The 20,032-nt window shown below is 42.2% G+C and carries 20 protein-coding genes; all 20 read left to right on the top strand.

Annotation, left to right across the window (positions count from 1 at the left end; translation table 11 throughout):
• The first annotated feature begins 2 nt into the window (after nt 1–2).
• The 20 genes from fabG to tsaD all read left to right on the top strand — a co-directional run bounded on the left by fabG (nt 3) and on the right by tsaD (nt 20,031).
• Nucleotides 3–740, top strand: coding sequence for a 3-oxoacyl-[acyl-carrier-protein] reductase (gene fabG / locus Q7O90_RS02385; RefSeq protein WP_304126978.1), 738 nt, complete (start codon nt 3–5; stop codon nt 738–740).
• Nucleotides 740–1,975: a beta-ketoacyl-ACP synthase II gene (fabF, locus tag Q7O90_RS02380; protein WP_304126975.1), complete on the top strand. Its 1,236-nt coding sequence runs from the start codon at nt 740–742 to the stop codon at nt 1,973–1,975. The genes fabG and fabF overlap by 1 nt, the downstream gene beginning before the upstream one ends.
• Nucleotides 1,972–2,394 (top strand): 3-hydroxyacyl-ACP dehydratase FabZ, encoded by a 423-nt coding sequence (fabZ, locus tag Q7O90_RS02375; protein WP_106056391.1) that lies wholly within the window; start codon nt 1,972–1,974, stop codon nt 2,392–2,394. Before fabF ends, fabZ begins: the two co-directional genes overlap by 4 nt.
• Before the next feature lie 48 nt (nt 2,395–2,442).
• Nucleotides 2,443–2,904 (top strand): MarR family transcriptional regulator, encoded by a 462-nt coding sequence (locus Q7O90_RS02370; RefSeq protein WP_106056393.1) that lies wholly within the window; start codon nt 2,443–2,445, stop codon nt 2,902–2,904.
• Nucleotides 2,905–3,693 (top strand): biotin--[acetyl-CoA-carboxylase] ligase, encoded by a 789-nt coding sequence (locus Q7O90_RS02365; RefSeq protein ID WP_304126972.1) that lies wholly within the window; start codon nt 2,905–2,907, stop codon nt 3,691–3,693.
• A gap of 24 nt (nt 3,694–3,717) precedes the next feature.
• Complete coding sequence (locus Q7O90_RS02360) at nt 3,718–4,350, top strand: biotin transporter BioY (RefSeq protein WP_304126970.1); 633 nt, start codon at nt 3,718–3,720, stop codon at nt 4,348–4,350.
• Between the two features lie 239 nt (nt 4,351–4,589).
• Complete coding sequence (locus tag Q7O90_RS02355; RefSeq protein WP_106056399.1) at nt 4,590–4,823, top strand: hypothetical protein; 234 nt, start codon at nt 4,590–4,592, stop codon at nt 4,821–4,823.
• 43 nt (nt 4,824–4,866) lie between these two features.
• Nucleotides 4,867–6,468, top strand: a complete 1,602-nt coding sequence (gene metG, locus Q7O90_RS02350; protein ID WP_304126968.1) for a methionine--tRNA ligase — start codon at nt 4,867–4,869, stop codon at nt 6,466–6,468.
• A 62-nt stretch (nt 6,469–6,530) separates the two neighbouring features.
• A complete protein-coding gene (locus Q7O90_RS02345; protein ID WP_304126965.1) occupies nt 6,531–7,367 on the top strand; it encodes a TatD family hydrolase in 837 nt (278 codons plus the stop codon).
• A 79-nt stretch (nt 7,368–7,446) separates the two neighbouring features.
• Nucleotides 7,447–8,919 carry a tRNA lysidine(34) synthetase TilS gene (gene tilS, locus Q7O90_RS02340; protein WP_304126962.1) on the top strand — a complete coding sequence of 491 codons (1,473 nt, stop codon included), beginning with the start codon at nt 7,447–7,449 and terminating at the stop codon, nt 8,917–8,919.
• 88 nt (nt 8,920–9,007) lie between these two features.
• Nucleotides 9,008–11,212: an ATP-dependent zinc metalloprotease FtsH gene (gene ftsH, locus Q7O90_RS02335; protein ID WP_304126959.1), complete on the top strand. Its 2,205-nt coding sequence runs from the start codon at nt 9,008–9,010 to the stop codon at nt 11,210–11,212.
• A gap of 44 nt (nt 11,213–11,256) precedes the next feature.
• Nucleotides 11,257–12,828, top strand: coding sequence for a PucR family transcriptional regulator (locus tag Q7O90_RS02330; protein ID WP_106056410.1), 1,572 nt, complete (start codon nt 11,257–11,259; stop codon nt 12,826–12,828).
• Between the two features lies 1 nt (nt 12,829).
• The gene (locus Q7O90_RS02325) at nt 12,830–13,636 is read left to right on the top strand and encodes a type III pantothenate kinase (RefSeq protein ID WP_304126957.1); all 807 of its coding nucleotides are present in this window, start codon (nt 12,830–12,832) and stop codon (nt 13,634–13,636) included.
• Nucleotides 13,636–14,601: a tRNA dihydrouridine synthase DusB gene (gene dusB, locus Q7O90_RS02320; RefSeq protein ID WP_304126954.1), complete on the top strand. Its 966-nt coding sequence runs from the start codon at nt 13,636–13,638 to the stop codon at nt 14,599–14,601. Before Q7O90_RS02325 ends, dusB begins: the two co-directional genes overlap by 1 nt.
• A complete protein-coding gene (locus tag Q7O90_RS02315; protein WP_304126953.1) occupies nt 14,594–15,871 on the top strand; it encodes an ABC transporter substrate-binding protein in 1,278 nt (425 codons plus the stop codon). The genes dusB and Q7O90_RS02315 overlap by 8 nt, the downstream gene beginning before the upstream one ends.
• 70 nt (nt 15,872–15,941) lie before the next feature.
• Nucleotides 15,942–17,369 (top strand): dipeptidase PepV, encoded by a 1,428-nt coding sequence (gene pepV / locus Q7O90_RS02310; protein ID WP_304126951.1) that lies wholly within the window; start codon nt 15,942–15,944, stop codon nt 17,367–17,369.
• A gap of 14 nt (nt 17,370–17,383) precedes the next feature.
• Complete coding sequence (tsaE, locus tag Q7O90_RS02305; RefSeq protein WP_304126949.1) at nt 17,384–17,815, top strand: tRNA (adenosine(37)-N6)-threonylcarbamoyltransferase complex ATPase subunit type 1 TsaE; 432 nt, start codon at nt 17,384–17,386, stop codon at nt 17,813–17,815.
• Entirely contained in the window at nt 17,803–18,543 is a 741-nt protein-coding gene (gene tsaB / locus Q7O90_RS02300) for a tRNA (adenosine(37)-N6)-threonylcarbamoyltransferase complex dimerization subunit type 1 TsaB (protein WP_304126947.1), read from the top strand. The genes tsaE and tsaB overlap by 13 nt, the downstream gene beginning before the upstream one ends.
• Nucleotides 18,540–19,022, top strand: coding sequence for a ribosomal protein S18-alanine N-acetyltransferase (rimI, locus tag Q7O90_RS02295; protein WP_304126945.1), 483 nt, complete (start codon nt 18,540–18,542; stop codon nt 19,020–19,022). The genes tsaB and rimI overlap by 4 nt, the downstream gene beginning before the upstream one ends.
• Nucleotides 19,015–20,031: a tRNA (adenosine(37)-N6)-threonylcarbamoyltransferase complex transferase subunit TsaD gene (gene tsaD, locus Q7O90_RS02290; RefSeq protein ID WP_304126943.1), complete on the top strand. Its 1,017-nt coding sequence runs from the start codon at nt 19,015–19,017 to the stop codon at nt 20,029–20,031. The genes rimI and tsaD overlap by 8 nt, the downstream gene beginning before the upstream one ends.
• The last annotated feature ends 1 nt before the right edge of the window (nt 20,032 follow it).

Raw genomic sequence — 20,032 nt, 5'->3', positions numbered from 1 at the left:
GTATGGCGAATAAAGTAGCGCTTATTACAGGAGCTGCTGGTGGAATAGGTACAGTAATTGCCGAAAAGCTGAAGACCGAAGGATTTAATCTTGCACTAAATGTTCGTACCGTGAAACCACAGCTTAAAGAGCTAGTAGAGAGACTATCGGACGAAAAATGTCACGTGCAGGTAGTGATCGGTGATATTGGACGAGCTGAAGATTGTAAGAGGATAGTAGAGGAAGTCATTGAGGAACAGGATCAGATTGACGTGCTGGTTAACAACGCAGGTATCACAAGAGACAAGCTTGTAATGCAGATGAGCGAAGCAGACTTTGAAGATGTTATAAACACCAACCTAAATGGAGCTTTCTACCTAAGCAAATATGTGTCGAGATACATGATGAAGAGGCGTAGTGGCAGAATTATCAACATGTCTTCGGTCGTAGGTCTACATGGTAACGCTGGTCAGGCCAACTATTCTGCAGCAAAGGCTGGACTAATAGGTATGACCAAATCGTTCGCAAAGGAATTCGCATCGCGAAATATCCTAGTAAATGCGATAGCACCGGGTTTTATAGAGACACCGATGACTGAAAATTTGACGGAGCAGGTAAAAGATAAAATTAAGGCTGAAATTCCACTCGGCAAGATTGGGGAACCGAGCGATGTTGCGAATCTGACAGCGTTTCTCGCTGGAGATGAATCGCGTTACATAACAGGTCAGGTTATATCAGTAGATGGGGGTATGAACATATAATGAGTAGAGTAGTAGTAACTGGTATCGGCATGGTTACTCCGTTAGGAAACAGTGCAGCTGAAGTGCTTGAGGGAATCAAAAATTCGCGCTGCGGAATCGGAGAAATCACGAGATATGATGCAAGTGATAGAGCTGTTAAGCTAGCCGCAGAAGTAAAGGACTACAATCCCGACGATTACTTTGATAAAAGAGAACAGAGGCGATTGGATAGAGTCACTCAATTTGGTATAATAGCCGGCAGAAGAGCTTTGGAAAATGCTAATCTCACAAGAGAATATTTGTCAAATGAAAGAGCCGGAGTCTTTGTTTCCTCTGGAATCGGTGGAATAAGCACTATCGAGTCAGAGCATGCCAAGGGTATGAGTCGTGGCTTCGACAAGGTGTCGCCATATTACATCCCGATGGCAATAATAAATCTAACAGCTGGAAATATCGCCATTGATTTAAATGCTCACGGTTCTTGTCAGGCTATGGTTACGGCTTGCTCCAGTGCAACCAATGCCATCGGTGAGGCATACCGCCACATCAAGCATGGGTATGCTGATATCATGTTTGCCGGAGGCAGCGAGGCTCCTATCACGGAACTCTCGGTAGGTGGATTTACCTCTATGAAGGCGCTATCGCTCTCTCAGAATCCTAACAGGGCATCGATTCCATTCGATAAGAAGAGAGATGGATTTGTAATGGGTGAAGGCGCGACTGTGATAGTTCTAGAGGAATACGAGCATGCGGTCAAAAGAGGTGCTAACATACTAGCGGAGATTGTAGGGTACAGTGATACCTGCGATGCAAATCACATCACAGCTCCTTGCGAAGATGGGAAATTTGCCGCGCAGGCCATGGTACAGGCAATAGCAGATGCTGGGATTATGACTTGCGATATCGATTACATCAATGCGCACGGAACGTCAACTCCTCTCAATGACAAATATGAAACGACAGCTATAAAGCGTGCATTTGGCGAGGACTACAGAGATGTACTCGTATCTTCTTCAAAATCACAAATAGGACACCTTCTTGGAGCTTCTGGTTCAACGGAACTAGCGATGACTATCATTTCCATGCAGGCAGGGATAGTTCCTCCAACTATAAACTACGAATATCCAGATGACGCATGCGATCTTAATCTGGTGGTTAATAGGTATAAGGAAGCAGAAATCAACTATGCGCTCAAGAATTCACTTGGGTTCGGAGGGCATAATGCATCAATCGTAGTAAAGAGGTGGACCGAATGAAATTGACATATGAAGAAGTGAGAAATATTTTGCCGCACAGATACCCATTTATCATGGTTGATAAAATTGTCGAACTTGAGGCGGGAAATAAAGCTGTTGGAATTAAGAATGTTAGCGGAAACGAACCTTTCTTTCAGGGACACTTCCCTAGTGAGGCTGTAATGCCAGGAGTTCTTCAAGTGGAAGCAGTGGGACAGGTCGGCGCTGTTGCAGTCTTGATCGATCAAGAAAAGGGCGCTAATGCGTTCCTTGCGGGAATCAAGAAGGCTAGATTTCATAAGAAAATCGTTCCGGGAGATCAGCTGGAGATCCACTGCGCAATCAATAAGAGAGTCGGGAATATTGGATTTGGAGAAGGCTACATCCTAGTTGACGGTGAGAAAGCGATGTCATGCGAGATTTCATTTGCCATCATGTAGAGCGCCAGAACTTTAATCCCTGTAGTTAAGAAAGGCGGATTTGAATAGATGCTTACAGAGGTATTTGCAGAGGTATACGAGAAGTTCAAATTGAACTTGTATAAGCATATGTTTGTAAATGGCGGAGGCAAGGAGCATGAGCTTACAGCGACAGAGACATTTACATTAGAGGTTATTCATGCGATGAAGAACCCTAAGGTGAGCCAGCTTGCGGAATTCCTGGAGATGTCGACACCTAATGTTGCCTATAAGATATCTTCCTTGATGAAGAAGGGATATATAGAGAAGATTCAGTCTAAAGAGGATAAGCGAGAGTATATTCTCAAGGAGACCGAGAAGTTTCACGAGTACTACAAGGCGAAGAATAGTTATATACCGATAGTGCTCGACAGATTGGCGAAGAGGTTTACTGAAGAAGAAATCGATAACCTAGAGCACATTCTTAAGGTCATGAGCGATGAGTTTATGGGTGAAGTTAATAGATTTATCGCGGACAACAAGGTCGATTAGATGCATGATTTTAGGTTGCATGAGGACTCGGTAATTTCAGAAATTAACAGAAAACATAAGGTGGATAGCGTCTTGCCTAATGGGTTTCGATATATATATTTCGAAAATATCGATTCAACAAATAAATATGCTAAGGAACATGCTGGAGAACTTGAGAATGCAATAATTGTGGCTGAAAACCAATATGCTGGTGTAGGTAAGAATTCATCTCACTGGTGGTCATCACCATGTCAATCGATACTGGCGACGATTATGTTGTCGATTGATCTTGAGCCAGCTGAAACAATTGTGTATCCGCTTCTAGTAGGGGCTATCATCCGTGAAGTGCTGGCAGAGCATGGGGCTGAAGCTGAGGTCAAGTGGCCAAATGACATTTATATAGGCGACAAGAAGCTAGGCGGTATACTTTGTGAGACAATTATAGAGAACGGGAAAACTGAAAAATTAATAATAGGTTTTGGAATCAACGTTAACCAAACTAAAGAAGAGATGACTCTATATAATATGACATCTTTATATGAATATAAGGGTATAGAATTTAATAGATGTGAGATCCTTGCAGACATTATTGTAAAGATATTTGAACACATTAAGGATAACAGTTCGGATAATACGAAGTATATGGAAAGAGAAGTGAACTCACATCTCTTTGCAAAGGGATTAACTGTAACTTTTGAATCGGATAAGCGCTATGAAGGTACGCTGACTGGAGTCGGCGAAGACGGAGCGCTTTTACTTTTGACAGAATCGGGCATGAAAAAGTTCATTTCAGGGAAAATAATCATGTAACAGATGAGAAAGAAAAGGTTAAAAATGGATAAGAATCGAAATAAAGAAAACGACATTTGCGATATTAACAAGAATTGTAATAATGGTCACGTTAAAAGCCACAACCGACTAGACGCACGCACTATTACAAGCGTCGGACTTGCGACAGCTCTTCTCGTAATAGGGTCTGCGATTTCCATACCAATCGGCCCAGTTCCCATTAGTCTGCAATCGCTCGTAGTGCTCTCGATAGGAATAACTATGGGCAAGAGGCTCGGTGTGATGGCTGTTACAGTGTATGTAATAGCAGGGCTTGTTGGACTTCCGGTATTTGCCGGATTAAAAGGAGGACCGCAGTATATATTTGCTCCAACATTTGGGTTCATAATAGCGTTCATATTAGCAGCATATATAGTAGGTGCAGGCTATGAGTCAAGTTCAAATGTGAAGAGATATGCTAGCCTTGCTATAGCGACCTTTGTGATATATGCGGTAGGTGCGGTATACTTCTATTTTGTGCAGAGTGTACATCTTGGAAATAATATTCCATTTACGAAAGTTCTCCAGCTTACGGTACTGCCGTTCATAATTGGAGATATGATAAAGCTTCATGTAGCATTTTGCGTAGGCGGAAAGCTTAAGAGTATACTAGGTGTAAACTTTGAAAATGCCAACTAGTTAAATGTCTTAATATATGAATAAAATATAGGCGATAATCAATTCTCATCATCAGAGAAGATTATCGCTTTTTATATGATATATACAAGACAACGAAGCACATGTGCGGTTTATTGCCTTCTGACGAAATGGCTAAATGTATAAGGTCAACATCTAAACACCTTGAAAAAAACAAGGTATTTAGATATAATCGAGAGAAGTAACACATGTAATTACTGCCTGATGGCAAGGAGGATATAATGGTTAGAAGAAGACGTATGACAGATGCAGAAAAAGCACTTCTAATTGAAGAGGGAAAAGCAGCTAGAAGACAGAAGATGCTCAAAACGAGCATGAGAATAGCTGGTCTCAGCATAATCGCAGGAGCTACTCTTGTCGTTGCAACTAAGAAGATTTTCGACGAAATTTTTGTTGAGGATGATTGGTCAGATGTAGATTGGGGAGAAGAAGACGAGGACTACGGCGTATATTAAACCAATCCTTTGACACATGCTATAGATTTTGAAAGGGAATACGATGACGGAAAAAAAGGGCACTTTTTATATTACTACACCTATATACTATCCAAGCGCTAAGCTGCATATTGGACACACATACTGCACAGTTATGGCAGACGCGATGGCGAGATTTAAGAGGCTTACCGGATATGATGTAAGATTCCTCACAGGTACTGACGAGCACGGTCAGAAGATCGCTAAGTGTGCACAAGAAGCTGGCGTGACACCGATTGAATATATCGATCCAATTGTTGATACAATTAAGAGACTCTGGGCGACGATGGAAATCAGCTATGATGACTTTATCAGAACCACAGAGGAGCGCCATGAAAAGCGCGTTCAGGAAATCTTCATGAAGATGTACGACAATGGTGATATCTATAAGGATAAGTACGAGGGGTGGTACTGTACTCCTTGTGAGTCCTTTTGGACAGAGAGCCAACTAGTAGAAGGAAACTGCCCTGATTGCGGTAGACCTGTTAAGAAGATGAGCGAAGATGCATACTTCTTTAAGCTATCAAAGTATTCTGACAAGCTTGTTGAGCTCCTTGGAAATGGCACATTCCTTCAGCCTGAATCTCGTGCGAAGGAGATGATTTCATTTGTAGAGCAGGGGCTCGAGGACCTATGTATCTCGAGAGCTTCATTAGATTGGGGCATCAAAGTTCCAATTGATGAGAGACACGTAATCTATGTGTGGCTCGATGCACTATCAAACTATATTACCGCCCTTGGATTCCCTGGTGAGGATGAAGAACAGTACAAAAAGTACTGGCCAGGAATAAACCTAGTAGGTAAGGAAATCGTAAGATTCCACTCCATTATCTGGCCAGCAATGCTCATGTCTATGAACGAGCCAGTGCCTAAGAAGGTTCTTGGTCACGGATGGATTCTAATCGATGGTGGCAAGATGTCGAAATCGAAGGGCAATATTGTTGATCCAGAGATTCTAATTGATCGTTATGGAATAGATGCGCTTAAGTATTTCTTGCTCAGAGAGTATACTTTTGGTCAAGATGGGCTATATACCAACGAAATCATGCTGAACCGCATCAATTACGACCTCGCTAATGACCTTGGAAACCTCCTATCGAGAACCGTTTCGATGATTGAAAAGTATTGCGGCGGAGTGGTTCCAGAAGCTACGACTGAGGATGATTTCGATCGTGACCTGATTGCTACAGCACTCGGATGCGCTGCGAAGGTTGAAGCTCACATGGATGAATTCCGCTTCAACAATGCGCTCGAGGAGATTTGGATAGTTATTTCGAGAGCTAACAAGTATATCGACGAAAAGATGCCTTGGGTTCTTGCAAAGGACGAGAGTAAGAAAGCCGAACTTGATACAGTCATGAGCAATCTAGCAGAGGTGCTCAGAATGATTTCTGTGTTAATCATCCCATATATGCATACGACTTCAGATAGGATGAGAGATCAGCTCGGAATTTCAAATCAAGAGGCAAAGTGGTCGGATCTCGAAGAGTTCCGCATGATGGCTGGGGCACATGTCCACAAAGGAGATGCTCTATTCCCAAGGCTAGATGTAGCTAAGGAGATTGAAGTTCTATCTAATACAGAACAGGAAAAGGTTGCTATAAAGAAGAACAACCGAAAAAAATAATAAGAATGAGGCCTCAAGTATAGACTTGAGGTCTTTTTTACCAATATAAGAGGGGGAGAAAAATGCTATTTGATGCACACACTCATTTGAATTATGAAGAGTTCAGCGAAGAAGAGCGGCTTGATAGGGCAAGGGAGATAGAAGAGTCTGATGTGGAGTTTATCATCGATGTCGGAGACTCTGTAGAATCGTCAGAGCAGGCGATTAAGGATGCAGCTGATTATTCTTGGTGCTATGCTGCTGTTGGGATTCATCCGGATAAGGCACTCACATACTCTGATGATGATATAGATAGGATCAAGGAGCTCGCAAGCGCACCAAAGGTTCAAGCAATCGGTGAAATAGGTCTAGACTTCCACTATGGAAAGGACTCCAGGGCTGAACAGATTGAGCTCTTCAGGAAGCAGATAAGAATTGCGAATGAACTCATGATGCCGATTATGATTCATACAAGAGAAGCCGATGCGCTTACAAGAGATATCCTCATCGAGGAAGGAGCATTCAGAGAAGAGAGGAAAGCTCATTTTCCCAAGAGACCAGATGGACAAGGGGGGATGGTTGCTGATGCCAGAGTGCAGCTACACTGCTATTCGGGTTCCCTTGAACTGGCGCGAGAGTATGTGAAGCTGGGGGCGACAATCTCTATAGGTGGACCGCTTACATTTAAAAATGCGAGAAAAACAGTAGAGGTACTAGAGGGAATACCGCTTCAGTTTATAATGAGTGAGACTGATGCGCCTTTTCTTGCACCAGAACCGAAGAGAGGGAGGCCTAATAAGACGCCGTATATTGAGCATGTTGTGAGAAGAATGGCGCTATTAAAGGACATCGGGTTTGATGAAGCAGTACGGATAACATCAGAAAATGCGAGACGCTTCTTTAATATAGAGGTATTATAGGCAGAGTTATTTGCAATTCGGAAACATATTCATATGATTACGCATAAATGCGCTAATTAGGAGTTAACTTGGGATACCTATGAATGGAATTATAAAAAAGATTATTGATAGCAAAACAGTAGAAAATGGAGATAAAGTAATAGTCGGTTTTTCGGGTGGACCTGATTCACTGACACTTCTTCATGCGCTGAATTCAGCTAGGGAGGAGCTTGGAATATCAATATATGCGGTCCATATTAATCATAAGATTAGACCTGTGGACTGTGATGTTGAGGCAGAACATGCTAGACGCATATGCATAGAGCTTGGTATTCCATTTAAACTTGTTATCTGCGACTGTAAGGAGATCGCAGAACGCGAAAGGATATCGGAAGAAGAGGCTGGCCGCAAGGTTCGCTACGAAGCATTTTCTGATATGGCGTATGAACTAGAACGTTGCGGAACACCTAGAGATAGAATAAAGATAGCAGTGGCTCAGAACGCGGACGATCAAGTTGAGACTGTACTGTTTCATATACTGCGTGGCACTGCAGTTCGTGGTTTAGCTGGTATACCTATTAGAAGGTTAGACGAGCATGGATACACTGTAATAAGACCACTTATAGGTATAAGTCGAACCGAGATTGAGGTATATGTAAATGACTACGGTCTAAAACCAAGCATAGATAAGAGCAATGAAGAGCCTATATACAGCCGTAATAAGATTAGACTTGAACTGATACCAGAGCTCGAAAGAGATTATAATCCTTCATTTCGAAAGGCAATTACACGGCTGAGCGAGTCAGCGGCTTGTGATGATGAATACATGATGAAGGAAGCTGTGAAAATATATGAGGCAATTGCCTCTGGTAATCATGAATATAAGCTTTATAAAGTGAGGGATGTGCATAAAGCGCTAAAGAGGCGTATAGCAGCTATGATGCTTGAGGCAGAGGATGTTCATCCAACCTATGAGCTCGTCAATTCATTAGTAGGAATCATCGATTCAAGGAGCCCTTCAGCAAGCTATGACTTGCCTGGGGGAATAACAGCAGAGCGCAGATATGAGAGGCTGGTGTTTTTACAGAAAAAATACGTGAATGAACCTCGCTCAGGTTCAGGAAGGCATGATATAAGAGGGATTTCTACAAAAGCTATATCTATTGCAGAATATCAAGAGTTCAGAGGAAGTGCAGAAGGTAGCGAAGAAAAAGATAATCCATATGCAGCATTTGACCTAGACAAGCTGTTTAAGGAAAGGGGATTTAAAGCGGAAATGATTGGCGTATCAGATGAAAGCTCCAGACTTGACGTTAGACTGCGCACCAGAAGGTCTGGGGACTATATCGGAACAGGAAACGGCAGCAAAAAGCTACAGGATTTTTTAGTAGATGAGAAGGTACCAAAGACATCTCGAGATGAAATAAAATTGGCTGCAATAGGTAGTGAAATACTTTGGATTTTACCTAATGAAATGTTTAAGTCAGCGCGATATAGGATTAAGGGGAAATATTCACAAAAATATCAGGTTGACAACAGTTCAGAGAGGGTTTTGTTTCTTGAACTGCGCTAATTCGTATGATAAAATAACACGACAGTTTGTGTAAAATAACAAATTTTAGACCAAAAATATTACTAAAGAAATATGAGGGGTACGATAATTGAAGAGATTTATTAAGAATTTTGCGATATATTTGGTTATATTTGCGGTTGTTCTCGGAGTAGCTTTTTTCTACAAGGGAGCAGATGGTGCGAAGAAGACTGCCGAAGTGAAATTCTCAACATTTGCAACTCACCTTGAAAAAGGAAAATATAAGACAATAAATATAACGGATAGAAAGATGACGGCAACGCTAAAGAATGGCAACAAGGAATACGCCTATGCGCCATCGGTTGTTGAAATCAGCTGGCTTGAGAACAGCTATGTGTTCCCGCAGGTTAAGTCCGGTAAGCTGAAGCTTTCTAGCGATCCACCGCAGAGTAGTGTTAACTTCTTCTCACTGCTACCGACGATTATTATGGTTGTCGCACTCGGATTCCTGTTCTACTTCATGATGAGTCAGGGTGGTAACAACAAAGCATTCCAGTTCGGTAAGAACAGGGCTAAGCTGTACAAAGAAAATGGTAAGAATATACGTTTTGCTGATGTAGCTGGGCTAAAGGAAGAAAAAGAGGAGCTCGAGGAGATTGTTGATTTCCTTAAGAATCCTTCCAAATACTCTAATTTAGGTGCTAGAATTCCTAAGGGGGTACTACTCGTAGGAAATCCAGGTACTGGTAAGACTTACATCTCTAGAGCTACAGCTGGTGAGGCTGGAGTTCCATTCTTTACGATTTCAGGTTCTGACTTCGTCGAGATGTTTGTAGGTGTGGGTGCTTCTCGTGTAAGAGATCTTTTTGACCAAGCTAAGAAGAATGCTCCGTGCATCATATTCATAGACGAAATTGATGCCGTAGGACGTAAGAGAGGTGCTGGTCTTGGCGGGGGTAATGATGAGCGTGAGCAGACGCTCAATCAACTTCTTGTTGAGATGGATGGTTTCGATGGAAACTCAGGCATCATTATTTTAGCTGCCACAAATAGGCCTGATGTACTAGACCCTGCACTGCTTCGCCCAGGCAGATTTGATAGGCAGATTGTAATCGGAATGCCTGACGTTAAAGCCAGAGAGGAAATTTTCAAGGTTCACACCAAGAATAAACCGCTTGCTGACGATGTTACAATTGAGATTCTCGCTAGGAGAACACCTGGTTTTTCACCTGCAGATATCGAGAACTTGGTTAACGAAGCGGCACTTTTAACAGCTAGACGCAACGGTACTAAGATTAGAATGGATGAAATTGAGGAGGCTACTACTAAGGTAATGGCTGGCCCTGCAAAGAAATCGAGAGTGATTTCTGAGGCTGAGAGAAAGCTTACTGCATACCACGAAGCCGGACATGCGATAGTTATGAAGGCCATACCTAACTCCGACCCAGTTCATCAAATCACTATCATACCGAGAGGTATGGCAGGCGGATTCACGATGTCACTTCCTGAAGATGAAAAGTTCTTCATGACAAAGGGTGACATGGTTAATATGATTAAACATTTACTAGGCGGTAGAGTTGCAGAGGCGCTTAAGCTAGATGACATAAGCACCGGTGCAAGTAACGACCTTGAACGTGCAACAGCTATCGCTAGACAGATGATTACAAAGTATGGGTTTAGCTCAAAGCTTGGACCAGTGAGCTTTAGCTCAAGTGATGAAGTGTTCCTTGGAAAGGACTTTTCCACAAGACAGAATTATTCCGAGGAAACTGCTTCAGAAATCGATGCTGAGATTAAACACATACTCGAGAACTGCTATGAAGCAACAACTAACATTCTTAAGGAGAATGATGAAGCGTTTGAAAGAGTTGCTCAGGCCCTTCTGCTCATCGAGACACTTGATGGAGAACAGTTTAATGATCTCTATGAAGGAAAAATCACACCTGAGGAGCTTGCTGAGAATGTAAAGGCTCGTGATAAAGAAATTGCGGAGTTAAACAAGGCAGAGGCAAAGGAAAGTGAAAGACTCGAGGAAGAGAGACGTCAGGAGGCTGAGGAGAGGCTAAAGGAACTTCAGTCTGTTATCGTTGGTGATTTAAAGTTTGAAGACTCTACTTTTGCAGAAGAAAACAACCATGCAGATAATAATGATTCGGAAAAGCTATCTGAAGAAGAACAAGCGAAGTCTAGCGTAGGATGGCCTTCTAATGCTAAAGAAGAGCCGCAAGATGATGAGATTGATGTAGATGCGGATACAGATGCAGATGCAGCAAAGGAAGCAGAGCCTGAATCTAAAGATGAATCCAAGAATGATACGGAAGCTGACAAAGAGTAAAAGAGCGATAGGATCGGAGTCAAAGAAATTGAAGGAGCAATAAAATGAGGATAACTGTAGAAGATTGCCTTAATCTAGATGCGTTCAAAGGGAGCACCGTAATTTCCTGCAAGAGAAAGATGGACAGAAGAGTGCGAACCATCTCAGTTTTCGATGAAATTGATTATGAGAAGGGAATCGAGCGTAACGGAGTAAAGGAACAGATGGTTCTTACCCATTTCTGGAACTGTAAGGATGATATTGATGCTCAGTGCCGAATTGTCGTTGGTTTTGGTAAAAAGGCAATCGCTACACTCGTAATATTCCTGCATGAGGAAGGTGTGAGAGCTGTAGACCAAAAGGTAATCAAGACAGCGGAGGAAAATGGACTCCTGATTATCGTAATTCCAGACGATAAAGAGACTACGTATGCCGTTCTCATGGAACAGGTACTTGATAAAATCTTGTACGGACACAACTACAGTGACAATATTTTAAACAACACAATTTATCATCTTCTTAACTTCGAAAAGCATAGAAACTTCCAGAGTGCGCTAAAGGAAGCGGCTATAAATAATGACTATCAGGCTATTTTGATGACATCTGAGTTTAATCCAATACTCACGATTGAGACTCGCCATGAGGAAACTATTGATAATGCGATAGTTCAGGCCAAGAAGATGGATGTGTCGCACTCGACCATGTTCACCCAGGTCAATATTAATGACGTAATCACTTACTGGGGAACTATAGATATAAATAATGAGAAGCACATCTTGATGATTGTGGATAATGAGGACAATTACTCTGCTACTGAGATCAAGAAACTAGCTGAGATTATCGAGCTTGCGATGGGTATGTGGAAGTACACTCCTGAGAGAGATTCAAGGGCTGAATTTATCAAGTCAGCTATAAGAGGAGATTTGACATTCTGCTACACCCTAATCGACGAGGCTGGACTCAAAGGCAAACAGTTTGTCAGTGTATTCTATGCGAATGGGATAAACAACCGAGCATCACAGGATATTCTCGAGAAATATAAATCAGACAAGGGATTCGGCATACTTCCACTCATTGAAGGAAATGAATTTTACGGGATGATTTATGCCGATGCAGGTGAAGAGAAGGGCGTTCAGCTCAAGAATGATTGCCTCAGAATGTACGATGATCTCAAGGAAGGTCGTAAGGATGTAAGGATTTTTCACTCTACAGGTATTGAGGAGCTCGACAGCGCTATAGACGGTTTCAAGATGATTAACGAGACTTGGAATAACGTAGAGGCTGTGTTCCCATATAAGAGGGTGTTTACTAAGTACGAGATGTCGATGGTCTGCAACTGTATCAATATTCAGATGCAGAGTAGTGTGCTCAAGAAGATTTACCTAGATTTACTCGAGCCATTTGAACGAGAAGTATCTCTAAATAAGGGAAGGTTGCTCCTCGAGACACTCGAAACATTCGTGCTTGATGCCGGAATGAATAGTAACAAGACTGCAGAGTTTATGAATATTCATAACAACACAGTTCAATACAGACTAAAGCGAATCAATGAGATTCTCGGCGCAGAGCTAACAGGAAACAGAATTATCCCAGGGCTCACTATGGCACTGGCTCTAAGGAGAATGGAGGATCACTAAAATGCTTCTAGCTGTAGATGTAGGAAATACAAATATAGTGATAGGCGTGTTCAGCAAGTCGCAGCTCATTACCAGCTGGCGACTTGCTACAGATAGCAGGCGAAGTGCAGACGAGTATGGGATTCTGGTCGAGCAGATGTTCAGACATGAGGGGATAGACCCATCTGACATTGACGATGTGATTATATCCACTGTCGTGCCTTCGCTGCTTTTTGCCTTACAGCACATGTGCTATAAGTATTTGCACGTATCACCGCTTGTTGTTGAGACGGGTGTGAAGACGGGGCTCAAGATTAAGTGTGACGACCCGCGCCAAATCGGTTCTGACAGGATTGTGAATGCCGTTGCAGCACATCACAAGTATAAGAATCCGCTAATTGTCATCGATTTTGGAACAGCTACGACTTTCTGCGCGATAACTGAGGACGGAGACTATCTAGGTGGTACGATTGCACCCGGGATAAAAATTTCAGCTAAGGCACTTTTTGAGCAGACAGCTAAGCTACCACATGTAGATCTAGAGGTCCCAGGAAATATGATTTGTAAGAATACCATTGAAGGCATGCAGTCGGGACTAGTATATGGTCATATGGGGCTTACCGAATACATCGTTGAAGGCATGAAGAAAGAGCTCGTAGAAAACTACGGGAAGGATTACGATGCCATTAAAGTCATTGCGACAGGTGGGCTTGCTCCAATGGTAGAGAATGGAGTAAAGTGCATAGATGTCATTGAAAAGAGACTTACGCTCGATGGTCTAGTGCTCATCTATGAAAAGAACAAATCACAGAGAAAGAAACGCAACTAATGTCAGATACGAGATATATTATTGGTGATGTTGAGCTACCAAATCCATTTTTGTTAGCACCGCTTGCAGGTGTCACGGATGCAGTTATGAGAAGACTATGCGAGGAGCAGGGGGCGGCGATGACGTGCACTGAAATGGTGAGTGCAAAAGGTTTATATTATGGAGATAGGAAAACGCCAAAACTCCTATATATACCTCCGAAATCCGGAATAACAGCAGTCCAAATTTTTGGCAGTGAACCTGATGTGATGTCGTATGCTGCATCGGCTTTGAACTCAGAACCCAATAAGATTCTCGATATTAATATGGGCTGTCCAGTACCTAAGGTTGTAAAAAATGGTGATGGTGCAGCTCTAATGAAGAACCCTGACCTTGTCTATGATATCGTATATGCGGTTGTGAAAAATTCTGAGAAACCAGTTACTGTTAAGATAAGAAAAGGATTCGATGAGGAGTCTATCAATGCAGCAGAAGTTGCAAAGGCCATATCAAGTGCAGGGGCATCTGCTGTTGCAGTTCATGGGAGAACGCGGGAACAATACTATTCAGGCAATGCTGACTGGGATATCATAAGGCGGGTCAAAGAAGCTGTAGGTATACCAGTTATAGGTAATGGCGATGTATTTACAGGTAAAGATGGCGTGCGCATGATGGAGGAGACAGGATGCGACTTTGTCATGGTAGCACGAGGTGCAATGGGAAATCCCTGGATATTTAAAGAATTAAATGCAGCCTTCCATGGCGAGGAGGCACCACCTCGTCCAACTGTAAGAGAACTTAGCATGATGATGATTAGACACCTAGACGAACTGGTTCAACTTAAGGATGAATATTCTGCGGTAAGAGAGATGAGGAAGTTTGTCGCATGGTATACTAAAGGGGTGAAGGGAGCAGCTAAACTCCGTGGTAAGATTAATAATATTGAAACACATGCAGAGATGAAAGAGGCTTTGAACATTGAGTAATAAGAAGAAACTTAAAGCGGTATCCATCATGTTATTACTGATAATGATAGCTAGTGTACTTGGTGGATGCACGACCTTTGACAATTTCAAAAAGACTTTTGTAGATAAGCAGGTAGTTGGTGATGATAACACCATAACCATCGGTATATATGAACCTAGTTCTGGAGAATTTAAAGAACAAGGTGAAGAGGAAATCAGAGGAATTGAGCTCGCAAATTCTATTTATAGCAATGTAAATGGAATTAAGATTAAACTCGTTAGAGTCGATAACCAGTCTGATGTCAATTCAGCAAAAGGTGCGATACAGAACCTCATCAAGATGAAACCAACTGTAATACTTGGGAGTGCCGGTGAGGCAAACTCTATGGTTGCATCACCATATATTGAGGCAGCAAAGATTCCGACTATTACGCCGTCTGCAGTCAATCCGCTGATTACGGAGAACAACAAGTATTATTTCAGGGCATCTATTACCGAATCACAGCGCGGAGCAGGTCTAGCCGAATACGTGTACAGTGTGCTTGGATCAAGAAAAATTGCAACGATATCCATGAAGAATGATAGTGCTAACACTGCCATGCAGAGAGGCTTCAACTCCAAGATTAGTGAGCTAGAGCAGAGTTCAGCAGGTGACTCTTCCGGCGCTTCATCCATAGTCTACAAGAAGGCTGTTGATGTCGATTTTGAAAACTATGGAAAGCTAGTTAAAAGTATAAAGAAATCTGATGCAGATGTTGTGGTTGTACCGTTTGGCGCAGAGAATTCCGATAAGCTCTTTTCAGAAATAGAAAAAGAAAATCTAGAGAAGAAGATAACATTTGTAGGGAGCTCAAACTGGAATAATGAAGACTTTATAGCGATGATGAAGAGCCATCCAAAGATTAAAGTTGTATTTCCGTCGGACTCCGTGTTCAGCGGTGGAAAAACGACGACAAAGTCCGTAACGGCTGAGACTCAGAGATTTATTATTGAGTATGCAAAGAAGTACGGTAATGATTCCGAACCAACGAGTAATGCCGCTCTTGGATATGATTCATATTTGCTGGCCATCAATGCTATCAATAGAGCAAATTCTAAGAATCCAGTCGAAATACGAAAAGCTTTGTCAGAATTATCAAATGTCAGAGGTGCGACCGGTGTGTTCACTTTTGATGAATATGGAAATCCTATAAAATCAGTAAACCTATCAACAATTAAGTCTGGAAAGGTTATTTCGCTGTATGTGACTAACGACAAGACCACAGCGGAAAATATGGGAAAGATTAAGTAAGTAAATCAAGTATAATCAAGCATTTGAAGTAATGTTTAGTGTGATATACTTTGCAGTTAGAGGTAGTAGAATGAATTATATAGAGTACTTAGAAAATTCAAATTCTGAAATGATTGAAGAGCTTGCAAAACAAGTAAGAATTGACAGTGTAAAGTCAGAACCAGTAAGAACACCTGAAGGGGAGCTTTACCCGTTTGGAAAGGGCGTTCAGGAGTCTCTTACAGAGCTGCTTAAACTTGGTGAGAGCATGGGATTCGAGGTCCACAACTATGATAATTACGTTGGAGAAATCGTTTTTCCTGGAGAGCCAGGCGAAGAATCATTCGGTATAGTTGGACACCTCGATGTAGTTCCGGTGGCTGATGATTGGAAGTATGGACCATTTAATCCTGTGATTGAAGATGGTTTTATGTATGGACGAGGAACAGCTGACGATAAAGGACCTGTTATCGCTGCACTTTTTGCTATGAAAGCAATTAAAGATGCAGGCATTACACCTAAGAAGACAATTAAGCTGATCGCTGGTCTCGATGAGGAGACTGGCAAGGAAAGCGCGATCCATTATAGAGAAGTGGCAAAGATGCCTGATTTTGGGATTACCCCAGATGCTGATTTTCCTGTTATTAATGGGGAGAAGGGTATTCTTATCTTTGATATCGCGCAGAAGCTCAAGAAGCATACAGTGAAGGAAGGGATTGTGCTGAGCAAGGTTCAAGGTGGACTGGCAGCAAATGCAGTTCCAGCGCATGCTAGAGCAGTTATAGCTTCAGATGAGAGAGCAAGATATGACGATATTATTGCACTCGCTAAATCATATAGTAAAGAGAGCGGGTATGATGTTACCGCTAAAAAGACTGGGACATCATTAGCCGTTGAGGCTCATGGAGCCTCGGCACATGGCTCAATGCCAGAGAAAGGACTCAATGCTATAAGCATTCTTATGGAATTCCTTGGTAAGCTTGACCTCTCTGGAGATGAGGTAACTGAGTTTATCGATTTCTATAATGAGCATATCGGATTTGATTTAAATGGTGAACGCTTAGAATGTCAGTTTGAAGATAATCAATCAGGTAAGGTAATCGTAAACGTCGGAACGATTGATATTAATGATGAAGTTGCCACTATGAAGATGAACATTAGAGTCCCCGTAACGTATGAGAATTCAGCAGTTATGAAAGGTATTGAAAGTGTATTAGGACCAAATCAAGGCATAGTAAAGGGTACAGACGATAAAGCGATATATATTGATCCAGAAGACGAGTTTGTAAAAACTCTGATGGAAGCATATAGAGATTACTCGGGAGATTTAGATAGTGAACCAGTAGTAATCGGTGGCGGAACATATGCTAAGCACTTTGATGGTGTATTAGCATTCGGAGGACTCTTTCCGTGGGAAGATGATTGCATGCATATGACAGATGAGAGAATCTCTCTTGATTCGTATGACAAGATGGCAAAGATATATGCCTCGACCATATATAAGCTTTGTTGTAAGTAGGTATAGGAAGAGAAATGGGTGTTCAGGAACGGATTGTTTATATAAAAAATGAGCATGACACTGAAGAGTTTGGAATGAAATTGGCTTCCTCATTGGAGCCGGGCGATATTGTGGCTCTTATTGGAGATCTTGGAACTGGCAAGACTACTTTGACGAAGTATATCGCAAAGGGGCTTGGGGTTACTGAGAATATCGATAGTCCAACCTTCAATATTGTTAAGGAACACAAGAGCGGTATAATACCGCTCTTCCATTTTGATGTGTATAGATTATCGAGTGGTGATGAACTTCTCGATATCGGAGCTGATGAATATTTCTATTCTGATGGAGTATGCATAATTGAGTGGGCTGATATAGTGGCGGATGTTGTACCTGAGAAAGCAAAGGTAATATTGATAGAGTATGGTGAAAAACAGGGGGAGCGAGTTTATAGATGTATATTCTAAGCATTGAGACAACAGGAAAATATGGTTCAGCTGCACTCATAGATGGAGATGGCAGAATCTCATCAAAAAGCTCCCATGAAGAAATGAATCACCTTAAGGATATCATGCTACTTGCTGATGGATGCCTTAAGGCAGAAGGGATTGGAACTAATTCCATCGAAGCAGTGGCGGCTTCTATAGGTCCAGGCTCGTTTACAGGTATAAGAATTGGGGTATCTAGTGCGAGGGGAATCGCCGAGATGCTTAATATACCTTGTATTTCGATATCTTCTCTAGAGGGAATGGCGGCTCTTGCTGACGCTCATGTGGGTGAGGAAGTAAGATTTTTCGCACCTATCATCAATGCGAGGAGAGGACAGCTCTACGGTGCACTTTTTGAGAGAGATGGCGCCAGATATAATGCTGTACTTAGTGAGAGGCAGTACATGACAGATGAGTTTTTGGAAGAGATTGATAAAATCGATTCTGAGGAGAAGCAGATTATCTTTGTTGGTGATGGCATAGATGCATATGAAGATAAAATTCGTGAAGCTGGATTATATAGATTAGCTGATGAGGAGTGGCGCTATCAAGATGCTTCGTCAGTGGCTGGGCTAGCACTTCAAAAATATAACAGTAACAATACAATCACTTATGATTATCTTCTTCCTAACTATATGAGAAAGAGTGAAGCTGAGATGAGACTTGAATCCGGTACTCTCAGTAGCAAGATAGGGAAGCTTAGATGATAATGGAAACATATCGGGATAAGACTAAGATCAGAGTCCGAATTGCAAAGTCCTCAGATCTTGATGATATATATGAGCTTGATGTGCAGACGTTTGCAATGCCATGGAGCAAGGAGGCACTTAGCTACGATATACTTGAAAACGATAGTGCGTTCGTGATTGTGGCTGAGTATGAAGGCGAATTTGCAGGATATGCTGATATTTGGACAGTTCTGGATGAAGCTGATCTTAACAGTATCGCAGTGAGAGTTGACTTCAGAAGGAAGGGAATAGGTGATGCGATTATGCTCGCTATGATTGAAATGCTTTCAACAAGTGGCGTGGCAACTATAAACCTCGAGGTGAGAGTTAGCAACATGCCTGCGATAAAGCTTTACAAAAAATACGGATTTAATGAGTGCGGAGTGCGTCCAGGGTATTATCTAGATAATGGTGAGGATGCGCTGATTATGAAGAGGGAGACAGGTGGTTATGCATAATAATAAGCATATTACACTGGGAATAGAATCGAGCTGTGATGAGACGGCAGTAGGCATAGTTGCAGACGGACGTGAGGTTCTAGCAAATGTCATTTCATCGCAGATTGACATACACACTAAGTTTGGTGGTGTAGTACCTGAAATTGCTTCGAGGCGTCACCTTGAGAATATCAACGATGTAATAGAGCAAGCGCTAGATGAAGCTGGAGTTACTATGGATAAGGTAGACCTCATAGGAGTAACTTATGGGCCAGGACTGGTTGGTGCGCTACTTGTTGGAGTGGCAACGGCAAAGGCAATGGCGTGGGCTCGCGACATTCCGCTAGTGGGGGTAAACCATATGCATGGTCATATCGCATCGAACTATCTAGACTATAAGGAGCTTGAGCCACCGTTCATTGGACTCGTGGTCTCTGGTGGACACACCAACATCATAAAAGTCGATGATTACAACGAGTGTAAAATACTTGGAGCGACTAGAGATGACGCTGCAGGTGAAGCTTTGGATAAGGTTGCTAGGGTAGTCGGACTAGGATATCCAGGTGGACCAAAGATAGATAAAGCTGCTCGCGAAGGGGATAGAGATGCTATCAAATTTAAAAGGGTGTATCTCAATGATGGAAGCTATGACTTCAGCTTTAGCGGTCTCAAGACGCAGGTACTAAACTACATAAATAGTGAAAGACAGGCAGAAAGAGATATAAATATACCTGATTTGGCAGCTTCGTTTCAAGAAGCAATTATGGAAGTTATTGCAGATAAGGCAATCAGCGCGGCTACTTCTTATGGAAATAATAAAATCGTAGTGGCTGGTGGCGTTGCTGCTAACAGCAGGCTTAGAGAATTGCTTGAGAGCAAGGGCGAAGCAGCTGGAATCGAGATTCTTAAGCCAGCTCAGATCCTATGCACAGACAACGGTGCGATGATCGCTTGCTCTGCATACTATCAGATGAAGAAAGGAGAGTTCGCGGACATGTCATTAGATGCGTGCCCCGGACTGGAGTTTTAAC

The sequence above is a fragment of the Mogibacterium diversum genome (assembly GCF_938028775.1).
In the GTDB taxonomy this organism is placed as follows: Bacteria; Bacillota; Clostridia; order Peptostreptococcales; family Anaerovoracaceae; genus Mogibacterium; species Mogibacterium diversum_A.
Note: the sequence above shows the minus strand (reverse complement) of the source record. Positions and strands in the feature narration are given on the sequence as shown.

Coding starts and splice junctions, on each gene's coding strand:
- Q7O90_RS02325 (WP_304126957.1), top strand. CDS start 12,830: ATGCTTCTAGCTGTAGATGTAGGAAATACAAATATAGTGATAGGCGTG.
- rimI (WP_304126945.1), top strand. CDS start 18,540: ATGATAATGGAAACATATCGGGATAAGACTAAGATCAGAGTCCGAATT.
- Q7O90_RS02360 (WP_304126970.1), top strand. CDS start 3,718: ATGGATAAGAATCGAAATAAAGAAAACGACATTTGCGATATTAACAAG.
- Q7O90_RS02370 (WP_106056393.1), top strand. CDS start 2,443: ATGCTTACAGAGGTATTTGCAGAGGTATACGAGAAGTTCAAATTGAAC.
- tsaB (WP_304126947.1), top strand. CDS start 17,803: ATGTATATTCTAAGCATTGAGACAACAGGAAAATATGGTTCAGCTGCA.
- tsaD (WP_304126943.1), top strand. CDS start 19,015: ATGCATAATAATAAGCATATTACACTGGGAATAGAATCGAGCTGTGAT.
- tsaE (WP_304126949.1), top strand. CDS start 17,384: ATGGGTGTTCAGGAACGGATTGTTTATATAAAAAATGAGCATGACACT.
- fabF (WP_304126975.1), top strand. CDS start 740: ATGAGTAGAGTAGTAGTAACTGGTATCGGCATGGTTACTCCGTTAGGA.
- Q7O90_RS02365 (WP_304126972.1), top strand. CDS start 2,905: ATGCATGATTTTAGGTTGCATGAGGACTCGGTAATTTCAGAAATTAAC.
- fabG (WP_304126978.1), top strand. CDS start 3: ATGGCGAATAAAGTAGCGCTTATTACAGGAGCTGCTGGTGGAATAGGT.
- Q7O90_RS02355 (WP_106056399.1), top strand. CDS start 4,590: ATGGTTAGAAGAAGACGTATGACAGATGCAGAAAAAGCACTTCTAATT.
- metG (WP_304126968.1), top strand. CDS start 4,867: ATGACGGAAAAAAAGGGCACTTTTTATATTACTACACCTATATACTAT.
- pepV (WP_304126951.1), top strand. CDS start 15,942: ATGAATTATATAGAGTACTTAGAAAATTCAAATTCTGAAATGATTGAA.
- tilS (WP_304126962.1), top strand. CDS start 7,447: ATGAATGGAATTATAAAAAAGATTATTGATAGCAAAACAGTAGAAAAT.
- Q7O90_RS02330 (WP_106056410.1), top strand. CDS start 11,257: ATGAGGATAACTGTAGAAGATTGCCTTAATCTAGATGCGTTCAAAGGG.
- fabZ (WP_106056391.1), top strand. CDS start 1,972: ATGAAATTGACATATGAAGAAGTGAGAAATATTTTGCCGCACAGATAC.
- dusB (WP_304126954.1), top strand. CDS start 13,636: ATGTCAGATACGAGATATATTATTGGTGATGTTGAGCTACCAAATCCA.
- Q7O90_RS02345 (WP_304126965.1), top strand. CDS start 6,531: ATGCTATTTGATGCACACACTCATTTGAATTATGAAGAGTTCAGCGAA.